The organism is Bradyrhizobium sp. BR 10289 (genome assembly GCF_019455385.1).
GTDB lineage: Bacteria > Pseudomonadota > Alphaproteobacteria > Rhizobiales > Xanthobacteraceae > Bradyrhizobium.
The window spans coordinates 141,869-153,639 of record NZ_JACOFR010000010.1; the positions used below are offsets into that span (position 1 = coordinate 141,869).

9 protein-coding genes are annotated in these 11,771 nt (G+C 64.6%); 8 read left to right on the forward strand and 1 reads right to left on the reverse strand.

Features of this window, described 5'->3' with window-relative positions:
* Window positions 1-111: 111 nt before the first annotated feature.
* The 5 genes from HYH08_RS18750 (at window position 112) to ybaK (ending at window position 7,349) form a co-directional block, all read left to right on the forward strand.
* Window positions 112-1,767, forward strand: coding sequence for an OFA family MFS transporter (locus tag HYH08_RS18750; protein WP_220011271.1), 1,656 nt, complete (start codon window positions 112-114; stop codon window positions 1,765-1,767).
* A gap of 87 nt (window positions 1,768-1,854) precedes the next feature.
* Complete coding sequence (locus HYH08_RS18755; protein ID WP_220011272.1) at window positions 1,855-2,133, forward strand: hypothetical protein; 279 nt, start codon at window positions 1,855-1,857, stop codon at window positions 2,131-2,133.
* 148 nt (window positions 2,134-2,281) lie between these two features.
* Window positions 2,282-3,985, forward strand: a complete 1,704-nt coding sequence (locus tag HYH08_RS18760) for an NADH-ubiquinone oxidoreductase-F iron-sulfur binding region domain-containing protein (protein ID WP_220011273.1) — start codon at window positions 2,282-2,284, stop codon at window positions 3,983-3,985.
* Entirely contained in the window at window positions 3,982-6,750 is a 2,769-nt protein-coding gene (gene fdhF / locus HYH08_RS18765; protein WP_220011274.1) for a formate dehydrogenase subunit alpha, read from the forward strand. Before HYH08_RS18760 ends, fdhF begins: the two co-directional genes overlap by 4 nt.
* Window positions 6,751-6,875: 125 nt before the next feature.
* Window positions 6,876-7,349 carry a Cys-tRNA(Pro) deacylase gene (gene ybaK, locus HYH08_RS18770; protein ID WP_220011275.1) on the forward strand — a complete coding sequence of 158 codons (474 nt, stop codon included), beginning with the start codon at window positions 6,876-6,878 and terminating at the stop codon, window positions 7,347-7,349.
* Between the two features lie 9 nt (window positions 7,350-7,358).
* Here ybaK and HYH08_RS18775 read toward each other — a convergent pair whose 3' ends face one another.
* Window positions 7,359-8,042: a GntR family transcriptional regulator gene (locus HYH08_RS18775; protein WP_220011276.1), complete on the reverse strand. Its 684-nt coding sequence runs from the start codon at window positions 8,040-8,042 to the stop codon at window positions 7,359-7,361.
* A gap of 157 nt (window positions 8,043-8,199) precedes the next feature.
* Here HYH08_RS18775 and tcuA point away from each other — a divergent pair, with 157 nt between their 5' ends.
* From tcuA to tcuB, 3 genes are read left to right on the forward strand one after another with little or no spacing between them, the layout of a single operon-like run.
* Window positions 8,200-9,591: an FAD-dependent tricarballylate dehydrogenase TcuA gene (gene tcuA, locus HYH08_RS18780; protein WP_220011277.1), complete on the forward strand. Its 1,392-nt coding sequence runs from the start codon at window positions 8,200-8,202 to the stop codon at window positions 9,589-9,591.
* A gap of 40 nt (window positions 9,592-9,631) precedes the next feature.
* Entirely contained in the window at window positions 9,632-10,660 is a 1,029-nt protein-coding gene (locus HYH08_RS18785) for an alpha/beta hydrolase (protein WP_220011278.1), read from the forward strand.
* Between the two features lie 4 nt (window positions 10,661-10,664).
* Window positions 10,665-11,771 carry a tricarballylate utilization 4Fe-4S protein TcuB gene (gene tcuB / locus HYH08_RS18790; RefSeq protein ID WP_220011279.1) on the forward strand — a complete coding sequence of 369 codons (1,107 nt, stop codon included), beginning with the start codon at window positions 10,665-10,667 and terminating at the stop codon, window positions 11,769-11,771.

Here is an 11,771-nt window from a genome sequence, read left to right on the forward strand (position 1 = left end):
CGCGTCGGATGATTGTGCGGAGCAGCAGGGACAACAGCTGTACCGCAACGGGCTGAGGACCAGGACAGTAGCGGCATGCTGCTCAGAAGGGCGGCGGCAGGGGAGGAATGTATGACGACAATCGAAAGCGCTGGAAGGATTACGGGCGCTGGCGCAGGCTTTCTTGATCGCGAGCGGACCATCGCGACCGCCGGCTTCAATCGCTGGCTGGTACCGCCGGCGGCACTCTGCATCCATCTCTGCATCGGCATGGCCTACGGCTTCTCGGTGTTCTGGCTGCCGCTGTCGCGCGCGATCGGTTTGACCGCACCGAAGGCCTGCCCGGATATCTCGCTTTGGCAGGAACTCTTCACCACGACCTGCGACTGGAAGGTCGCGAGCCTCGGGTGGATGTACACGCTGTTCTTCGTGCTGCTGGGCGTTTCCGCCGCGATCTGGGGCGGCTGGCTCGAACGCGCCGGTCCGCGCAAGGCCGGCTTTGTGGCCGCCCTGTGCTGGAGCGGCGGTCTGCTGATTGGCGCCTTTGGCGTCTACATCCACCAGCTCTGGATCATGTGGCTCGGCTGTGGCGTGATCGGTGGCGTCGGTCTCGGCCTCGGCTACATCTCGCCGGTCTCGACGCTGGTGAAATGGTTTCCGGACCGGCGGGGCATGGCGACCGGCATGGCGATCATGGGCTTCGGCGGCGGCGCCATGATCGGCGCGCCGTTGGCCAATTGGCTGATGGATCTGTTCCGGACCCCGAATTCGGTCGGCGTCTGGGAAACCTTCCTTACCATGGGCGCGATCTATTTCGTCTTCATGATGATCGGCGCGTTTCGCTATCGCCTGCCGCCTACAGGGTGGAAGCCGGACGGCTGGACGCCGCCGAGCGAGAAGAAGACGATGATCTCCGAGCATCACGTCCATCTCAACAACGCGCACAAGACGCCGCAGTTCTGGCTGATATGGTGGGTGCTGTGCCTCAACGTCTCGGCGGGTATCGGCGTGATCGGTATGGCCTCGCCGATGCTCCAAGAGATCTTCGCAGGCAAGCTGATCGGCCTGCCGGATGTCGGCTTCAACGCGCTGAACGCCGCGCAGAAGGCGCAGATCGCCGGCATTGCGGCGGGCTTCGCCGGCCTGCTGTCGCTGTTCAACATCGGCGGCCGCTTCTTCTGGGCCTCGCTGTCGGACTATATCGGTCGCAAGAACACCTATTACACGTTCTTCATCCTCGGCATCGTGCTCTATGCGCTGGCACCGACCTTTGCGGCGATGGGCTCGAAGCTGCTGTTCGTGCTCGGCTTCGGCATCATCCTGTCAATGTACGGCGGCGGCTTTGCGACCGTGCCGGCCTATCTCGCCGACATGTTCGGAACCCAGTTCGTGGGTGCCATCCACGGCCGGCTGCTGACGGCGTGGTCGACCGCCGGCATCATCGGTCCGGTCGTGGTCAACTACATTCGCGAGTTCCAGCTGGCGGCCGGTGTGCCGCGCGACCAGCTCTACAACACCACCATGTACATCCTCTGCGCCATGCTGATCGCAGGCTTGATCTGCAACTATCTGATCAAGCCGGTCGATGCGAAGTGGTACATGAGCGAGGCGGAGGTGGCGAAGCTGCAGGCCGCGACGGCCGGCGCAAACGCCACGCAGAAGAGCGGCTCTTTCGGGATCGGCACGGGGGGCCTCGACGGCAAGGCGGCCTTGTTCTGGCTGTTCGTTGCGGTTCCGCTGGCCTATGGCGTCTACAAGACGCTCGAAAGCGCAGTGAAGATCTTCTGATCGCAAATCCTCACCGCCGCGGGACGCTGCGCGCATCCCGCGGTGCTCGTCTGAAAAACATCGAGAATGGAATCTAGGGGGATTCTGATGCTTCGCACCCGTGTTTGTCTTGCCGCCATGCTGCTGGCCACAATCGTTCATGCCGCCTCCGCGCAGACAACGGCGCCCGCTGCTCCGGCACCTGCCGCGACGACCGAAGCCAAGCCGGGCAAGATCAAGCTCACGATGCAGAAGCTGAAGGACATGAAGGCGAAGTGGGCGGCCAACAAGCCGAAGCTGAAGGCCTGCCGCGCTGACGTGAAGTCCAAAGGCCTCATCGGCGACGACCGCTGGTTCTATATCGAAGAGTGCATGAATAAGACTTGAGGCGAGCAAAATCGGCTCACGAGAGGGCATGGAGCCGAACGGTTACGTGCCTCCTAAATACTTATCGGAACGCATGAATTCTCTTGGCATCTGGTATGCCAAAGGCTAGAGTTGGACGTGTTCTAAAGAAGGTCTACGAGACGCATCGATGAGCCACGACGTGCATGAGGTTCGCTCGTTCGAACATCCGGGCGAGGGACGCAAGCGAGCCAAGGCCACGCCCAAGGGGCGGCAGGTCGATCCCACCGCCGCGCACGAGATCGAGCAACTGCTCGGCGACGGGCCGCGGCGGCGGGACCTCCTGATCGAATATCTGCACCTGATCCAGGACAAGTACTATCAGATATCGGCCGCGCATCTGGCCGCGCTCGCCGACGAGATGAAGCTCGCCTTCGCCGAGGTGTTCGAGACCGCGACCTTCTACGCGCATTTCGACGTGGTGAAGGAAGGCGAGCCCGACGTCGCGCCGCTGACCATCCGCGTTTGCGACTCGCTGACTTGCGCCATGCTCGGCGGCGAAAAGCTGCTTGAGGATTTGCAGAGTGCCTCGGGTCCGGGAATCCGCGTCGTGCGCGCGCCGTGTGTCGGTCGCTGCGATACCGCGCCTGCGGCGGAAGTCGGTCACAACTTCGTCGACCATGCGACGGTCGCTAATGTGATGGCGGCGGCGAAGGCCGGCGACACCCATGCGCATCTGCCAAAGTACGTCGACTACGACGCTTACGTCGCCGGCGGTGGCTACAAGCTGCTCGGCCGTGTGCGCTCGGGTGAGCTGTCGACGGACGATCTCTTGAAGGCGCTCGACGACGCCTCGCTGCGGGGCCTCGGCGGCGCCGGTTTCCCGACGGGGCGCAAATGGCGCGCGGTGCTCGGCGAGCCCGGTCCGCGATTGATGGCGATCAACGGCGATGAGGGCGAGCCCGGCACGTTCAAGGACCGCATCTATCTCGAAAGCGATCCGCACCGCTTCATCGAAGGCATGCTGATCGGCGCACATGTGGTGCAGGCCTCCGACGTCTACATCTATCTGCGCGACGAATATCCGGCCTCGCGTGAGATTCTCGCGCGCGAGATCGCAAAGCTGCCGGCAGGTGGCCCGACGCTGCATATGCGCCGCGGCGCCGGCGCCTACATCTGCGGCGAGGAATCCTCGCTGCTCGAAAGCATCGAGGGCAAGCGCGGCCTGCCCCGGCACAAGCCGCCTTATCCGTTCCAGGTCGGCCTGTTCGGCCTGCCGACGCTGATCAACAACGTCGAGACGCTGTGGTGGGTGCGCGACATCGTCGAGAAGGGGGCCGACTGGTGGAAGGGCAATGGCCGCCATGAGCGTCATGGCCTGCGCAGCTTCTCGGTCTCGGGGCGCGTGAAAAATCCCGGCATGAAGCTCGCGCCTGCCGGCATCACCGTGCGCGAGCTGATCGACGAATATTGCGGCGGCATGGCGGACGGCCACACCTTCTACGCTTACCTGCCGGGCGGCGCGTCCGGCGGGATTCTGCCGGCGTCGATGGACGACATCCCGCTCGATTTCGGCACACTGGAAAAATACGGCTGCTTCATCGGCTCGGCTGCGATCGTGATCCTGTCGCAAAAGGACAGTGTGCGCGCGGCGGCGCTCAACCTGATGAAGTTCTTCGAGGACGAGAGCTGCGGCCAGTGCACGCCCTGCCGCGTCGGAACCCAGAAGGCGGCGCAGCTGATGCAGAAGCCCGTCTGGAACCGCGCATTGCTGGAAGAATTGAGCCAGGCGATGCGCGATGCCTCGATCTGCGGGCTCGGACAGGCGGCATCGAATCCGCTGTCCTCCGTGATCAAATATTTCCCTGACGAGTTCAAGGAAGCGGCCGAATGACCAAGATTACCTTCGAGCTCGACGGCAAGCAGGTCGAGGCCAAGCCCGGCGAGACGATATGGCAGGTCGCAAAGCGCCAGGGCCGCGAGATCCCGCATCTGTGCTATTCGCCCGCGCCCGACTATCGCCCCGACGGCAATTGCCGCGCCTGCATGGTCGAGATCGAGGGCGAGCGCGTGCTGGCGGCGTCCTGCAAGCGCACCCCGTCGGTCGGCATGAAGGTGAAGACCGAGTCGGCGCGTGCGACTGCGGCGCAGAAGATGGTGATGGAGCTCCTGGTCGCCGACCAGCCGGCGCGCGAGACCTCGCACGATCCGGATTCGAAGTTCTGGCACTGGGCCGAGGCCACCGGCGTCACCGAGAGCCGCTTCCCCGCCGCAGAGCGCTGGGAGACCGACGCCAGCCATCCAGCGATGCGCGTCAATCTCGATGCCTGTATCCAGTGCGGCCTCTGCGTGCGCGCCTGCCGCGAAGTGCAGGTCAACGACGTCATCGGCATGGCTTACCGCAATCACGGCGCCAAGATCGTGTTCGACTTCGACGATCCCATGGGCGAGTCCACATGCGTCGCCTGCGGCGAATGCGTGCAGGCCTGCCCGACCGGCGCGCTGATGCCGGCCGTGATGCTGGACGAGAAGCAGACCCGCGTTACTTATGCCGACAAGAAGGTCGACTCTCTCTGCCCGTTCTGCGGCGTCGGCTGCCAGGTCACCTACGAGGTCAAGGACGAGAAGGTGATTTACGCCGAGGGCCGCGATGGCCCCGCCAATCACAATCGTCTTTGCGTCAAGGGCCGCTTCGGCTTCGACTATATCCATCATCCGCATCGCCTGACGAAGCCGCTGGTGCGGCTGCCGAATGCGAAGAAGGATGCCAACGATCAGGTCGACCCTGCCAATCCGTTCACTCACTTCCGCGAAGCAAGCTGGGATGAAGCGCTCGACATCGCGGCCAACGGCCTGGTCAAGATCCGCGACGAGAAGGGTGTGAAGGCACTCGCCGGCTTCGGTTCGGCCAAGGGCTCGAACGAAGAAGCCTACCTGTTCCAGAAGCTGGTGCGCACCGGTTTCGGCTCCAACAATGTCGATCATTGCACCCGCCTGTGCCACGCCTCATCAGTCGCGGCGCTGTTCGAGGGCCTGAGCTCGGGCGCAGTGTCGGCGCCGTTCTCGGCGGCGATGGACGCCGAAGTCATCATCGTGATCGGCGCCAATCCGACCGTGAACCATCCGGTCGCCGCGACCTTCATCAAGAACGCGGTCAAGCAGAACGGCGCGAAACTGTTCGTGATGGATCCGCGCCGGCAGTCGCTCTCGCGCCATGCGACCAAGCATCTCCAGTTCAAGCCGGGCTCCGACGTCGCGATGCTGAACGCGATGATCAACACGATCATCACCGAAGGCCTGACCGACGACCAGTACATCGCGGGCTACACCGAGGGGTTCGAGGACCTCAAGGAGAAGATCAAGGAATTCACGCCGGAGAAGATGGAGGCGATCTGCGGCATCCCGGCGCAGACGTTGCGCGAGGTGGCGCGAAGCTACGCCCGCGCAAAATCGTCGATCATCTTCTGGGGCATGGGCATCAGCCAGCACGTCCACGGCACCGACAATGCGCGTTGCCTGATTGCGCTGGCGCTGATCACCGGCCAGGTCGGCCGTCCCGGCACCGGCCTGCATCCGCTGCGCGGCCAGAACAACGTGCAAGGCGCCTCCGACGCCGGCCTGATCCCGATGTTCCTGCCGGACTACCAGCCGGTCGGCCGCGACGACATGCGCGGCGCCTTCGAAAAGCTCTGGCAGCAGGATCTCGATCCCGTCCGCGGCCTCACTGTGGTCGAGATCATGAATGCGATCCACGCCGGCGAGATCAAGGGCATGTATATCGAGGGCGAAAATCCCGCGATGTCCGATCCCGACCTCCAGCACGCGCGGCAGGCGCTGGCGATGCTCGATCATCTCGTGGTGCAGGATCTCTTCGTCACCGAGACCGCGTTCCACGCCGACGTCATCCTGCCGGCCTCGGCCTTCGCCGAGAAGGACGGCTCCTTCACCAACACCGATCGCCGCGTCCAGCTCGCGCGCCAGGTGATCAAGCCGCCGGGCGATGCGCGGCAGGATCTCTGGATCATCCAGGAGATCGGCAAGCGCATGGGCCTGCCGTGGAATTATGCCGGCCCTGGCGACGTCTTCACCGAGATGGCGCAGCTGATGCCGTCGCTGAAGAACATCACCTGGGAACGCCTGGTGCGCGAAGGCGCGGTGACCTATCCGGTCGACGATCCGAACAAGCCCGGCAACGAGATCATCTTCACCACGGGCTTCCCGACCGCGAGCGGCCGCGGCAAGATCGTGCCGGCCAAGGTCATCCCGCCGGACGAGCTGCCCGACGCCGAATATCCGATGGTGCTGTCGACCGGCCGTGTGCTGGAGCACTGGCACACGGGATCGATGACGCGCCGCGCCCAGGTGCTCGACCAGATCGAGCCGGAGGCGGTCGCCTTCATGAGCCCGAAGGACATGCGGAAGAAGAAGCTCGCGCCAGGCGATTTCATTCGCCTCGAGACCCGCCGCGGCGCCGTGGAGGTCAAGGTGCGGTCCGACCGCGATGTCCCCGAGAACATGGTGTTCATGCCGTTCTGCTACGCGGAAGCCGCGGCGAACCTGCTGACCAATCCGGCGCTCGATCCGTTCGGCAAGATCCCGGAGTTCAAGTTCTGCGCGGCAAGAGCCGAGCGGGCGGAGATGCGGGACGCGGCGGAGTAGTTGGGCGGGTATCTGTCGCCACATCGTCATTGCGAGCCAAGCGAAGCAATCCAGTCTGCCTCGGGCAAGATTCTGGATTGTTTCGTCGCTTCGCTCCTCGCAATGACAGTGGTAGATATCACCCCATGTCCAAAGTCACCCCCGCCACCCGTGCGCTCACGGCCGCCGGTGTCGCCTTTACGGTTCATACTTACGACTACGACCCCGATGCCGAAAGCATTGGCCTTCAAGCGGCCGCCGCGCTCGGTGAGGACCCCGCGCGCGTGCTGAAGACGCTGATGGCGCTGGTGGATGGCAAGCCGGTTTGCGCCATCGTCCCGTCCGATCAGGAAGTCTCGATGAAGAAGCTCGCCGCGGCTGTGCGCGGCAAGTCGGCGCAGATGATGAAGCCCCCGGAGGCCGAACGCGTCACCGGCTACAAGGTCGGCGGCATCAGCCCGTTCGGGCAGCGCAAGCAGGTCCGCACCGTGATCGAGCAGAACGCGCTCGCACATGACCTCGTCTATCTCAATGGTGGCCAGCGTGGCTTGCAGGTGCGGATGAAGCCGACCGACGTGCGGGACGTCGTGAAGGCCGTCGTGGCCGACGTGCTGGCGTGAGCGTCGGCGCTACTGCTTCTGCAGCAGCTTGAGCCGGCAGCGCAGCGCCTCCCGGATGTGCGCGCGGGCGAGCTGCTCGGCCTTGTCGCCGTCGCGCGCGGCGATGGCCTCGATGATGGCCTTGTGCTCGCCGTGGCTGGTCGAAGGGCGGCCTGTGACGGTGAAGGTGGTCGGGCCGAGCAGTGCGATCCAATCCTGCAATTCGCGCGAGGCGTTGTCGAGATAGCGATTGCGCGCAGCGCGGCAGATCGCCTCGTGGAAGGCGCGGTTGAGCCGCGCCATGTCGGCGGTATCGGTCTCGGACGCCTCGACAAAGGCCTGCTCGATATCCCGGAGCGCGTCGACCTCCGGCGTTGAGGCGTGTGCGGCCGCGAGCCGCGCAGCGGCGCCCTCCATGATCTCGCGCATGGCGTAGAGCTCGAGCACCTCCGAGATGTCGAGATTGCGCACGATCAGGCCGCGGCCGCCGGCGGGCTCGACGAAGCCCCGGGCTGCCAGACGGCCCAGCGCCTCGCGAACCGGCGTGCGGCTGACCTTCAGACGCTGCGCGACCTCTTCCTCACGCAGGCGGTCGCCGGCGCGATAGCTGCCGGCCTGAAGAGCCTCGCACAGCGAGCGGAACACGGCTTCGCCCAGCGCTACGCCGCTGCCGCGCGCGATCGATCCGCCTGCCTTTGCCGGACGCCTGGCCATGTTCCCTCGAAGCGCGCTGCGCATCCTGCCCATGCAGAGATGCCGCTTGCACAGCCTCTGTATATCTCTGTATACAAAAGTACGCAATGGCTGTCCGGATTGACCGCGGCCGCCGTCGGGCAGAATGTCTCTAACTTCGTCGCATCGGGCGGACGGCATGAGCAGCAAATACGATGTGCTGGTGATCGGCGGCGGCAACGCGGCGCTATGCGCGGCGATCTCGGCGCGGCGCGGCGGTGCCTCCGTCCTGGTGCTCGAAGGCGCGCCGAAATTCTATCGCGGCGGCAATACGCGCCACACCCGCAACATGCGCTGCGCCCATGACGCGGCGACCGAAATCCTGACCGGCCCCTACACCGAGGACGAGTTCTGGGAGGATCTGCTGCGCGTCACCGGCGGGCAGACCGACGAAGTGCTCGCGCGTCACATGATCCGGGAGTCCAAGGACATCCTCAACTGGATCGTGCAGCAGGGCGTGCGCTGGCAGCCTTCGCTCGGTGGCACGCTGAGCCTTGGCCGCACCAACTCCTTCTTCCTCGGCGGCGGCCGGGCGATGCTGAACGCGCTGTATCTCACTGCGGAGCAGCTCGGCGTTGACGTCGAATACGACGCGGAGGTCACCGACCTCGTGATCGCGGACGGCATGTTCCTCGCCGCGCGCCTCAAGCGTCCCATCAACGGCGAGAGCGAGATCCGCGCGACCTCGCTGGTGGCTGCGGCTGGCGGCTTCGAGGCCAACATCGAATGGCTGAAGCAATATTGGGGCGAGGCCGCCGACAATTTCCTGATCCGCGGCACGCCCTATAATCGCGGCTCGATCCTGAAGATGCTGCTCGACAAGGGCGTGCAGGAGGTCGGCGACCCCACGCAATGCCACGCGGTCGCGATCGATGCCCGTGCGCCGAAATTCGACGGTGGCATTATCACGCGCCATGACTCCGTCGTGTTCGGCATCGTGGTTAACAAGCACGCGCAGCGCTTCTACGACGAAGGCGAGGACATCTGGCCGAAGCGCTACGCGATTTGGGGCCGGCTGGTCGCCGCGCAACCCGACCAGATCGCCTACATCATCTTCGACTCGACCGTCGTCACCAGCTTCATGCCGACGCTGTTCCCGCCGATCGCCGGGCAGACCGTGGCTGAGCTCGCCGCCAAGCTTGAACTCGATCCGGCCGCGCTGGAAAAGACCATCACCGATTTCAACGCTGCGGTGCGGCCTGGCACCTTCGATCATACCATTCTGGATGACTGCGTGACCGAGGGCATCACGCCGCCCAAGACGCATTGGGCGCGCAAGATCGAGACGCCGCCCTATCTCGCCTATCCGGTGCGCCCAGGCATCACCTTCACCTATCTCGGCACACGCGTGAACACGGATGCGCGAATGCTGATGGCGGATGGCAAGCCGTCGGCCAACATGTTCGCCGCGGGCGAGATCATGGCCGGCAACGTGCTTGGCAAGGGGTATGCGGCCGGCATGGGCATGACCATCGGCAGCGTGTTCGGGCGGATCGCGGGACGTGAAGCGGCACGCCACGCCAGGAACTAGGAACCAGAACCAGAATCAAGAAAAGACGTCAGGAGGACTCATGTTGCGCATTGCCATCGCTTCGATCACGGCGCTGCTGATGGTCGGCCACGCCCATGCCGCCGAGCCGATCACCCTGCGCGACATAGGCTCGTTCCATGTCGGTGGGCGTCTCGTCGAGATCTCCGGCAAGCCGGTGAGGGAAGTGGTGTTCGCACCCGGTGGCGTGCCGGCCAAGGTCGATCCCAACGGCACCTATCAGGTCGAGCAGATGTATGTGCAATATTTCCTGCCAGCCGTTGAGCGGGGCGCCTATCCGTTGCTGATGTGGCACGGCGGCGGGTTGACCGGCGTCACCTATGAGACAACGCCTGACGGCCGAGAAGGTTGGCTGAACTATTTCCTGCGCAAGGGATGGGCGGTCTACAACTCCGATGCGGTCGAGCGCGGACGCGCGGGCTGGGCGCAATATCCCGACATCTTCAAGGGCGAGCCGGTCTTCCTGACCACGGCCAATCCGTTCGAGCGCTTCCGAATCGGCGATGGGCCGAACTCCTACGATCCGGATCCCGCCAAGCGAAAGCTGCTGCCGGGCAACCAGTTTCCCGTCGAGGGCTACGAGAATTTCGTCAAGCAGAACGTGCCGCGCTGGACCACGACTGATGATGCCACCATCGCAGCCTATATCGCCGAGATCGATCGCGTCGGCCCCTCGGTGATCCTGTTCCACAGCCAGGCTGGCACCTTTGGCTTCAAGGTCGCGCAGGCCCGGCCCGACAAGGTGAAGGCGCTGATTGCGATCGAGCCGGCCGGGATCGGCGATATCGCCAAGGCGGACGCGCTGAAGAACATCCCGACCCTGATCATCTATGGCGACTATATCGAGCGCGATTCGCGCTGGCCAAAAATTCGCGCCAACGGCGTCGCCTTTGCGGATGCCGTCAGGGCCGCTGGCGGCAGCGTCGATATCGTCGATCTCCCGCAGGCCGGCATCAAGGGCAATTCGCACATGGTGATGATGGACAAGAACAACCTCGAGGTCGCTGGCCTGATCCAGAAATGGCTCGAGGGAAAGAACCTGACGAAGTAGGGCCATGCACGGAACCCAAATCCTGGACGAAGCCGACCGTCTGATGACGGTCTGCAATTCCTGTCGCTACTGCGAGGGGCTGTGTGCCGTGTTTCCGGCGATGGAGATGCGGCGCGCTTTTTCCGACGGCGACCTCAACTATCTCGCCAACCTCTGCCATTCCTGCGGCGCCTGTTACGTCGACTGCCAGTTCTCGCCGCCGCACGAGTTCAACGTCAACGTCCCGAAGACGCTCGCGGTCGCGCGCGCCGAGTCCTATGCGGCCTATGCCTGGCCACAGGCGCTGTCCGGCGCCTTCGCGCGCAACGGGCTCGTCATCAGCATCATCGCCGCGCTCAGCATGGCGGCCTTCATCCTCGGCTTTGCCGCTCTCAACGACCGCAGCGTGCTGTTCGGTGTCCACACAGGGCCGGGCGCCTTCTACAGGCTGATGCCGCACAATGCGATGGCCGCGCTGTTCAGCGCCGCGTTCCTCTACGCAGTCCTGGCGCTGGTCATGAGCGTGCGCGCCTTCTGGCGCGACATCGGTCCGGCGATCGGTGGCCGGGCCGACGGTGGTTCGATCTTTCAGGCAGTCCGCGATGCCGGCGAACTGCGCTATCTCGATGGCGGTGGCGTCGGCTGCTACAACGAGGACGACAAGCCCACCGACCGGCGCAAGCTGTATCACCACCTGACCTTCTACGGCTTTCTGCTGTGCTTTGCTGCGACGTCGGTTGCCACGCTCTATCACTACGTCTGGGGCCGCGAGGCGCCGTATCCGTGGTGGGACCTGCCGGTGGTGCTCGGAACGCTCGGCGGCATCGGCCTCATCGTTGGTCCGATCGGGCTGCTCGTCGCGAAGACGCGCCGCGCGCCGGAGCTGCTCGACGAGCAGCGCTACGGCATGGATGTCGGCTTCATCGCCATGCTGTTCCTGACCGGGTTGACCGGCATGGCGCTGCTGGCCCTGCGCGAGACCGCCGTGATGGGGCCACTGCTGGCACTGCATCTCGGCGCGGTGTTCGCGCTGTTCATCACCATGCCCTACGGCAAGTTCGTGCACGGCATCTATCGCTTCGCGGCGCTGGTGCGTTACGCGCAGGAGCGGCGCAGCGAAGGCGGCTCTTGA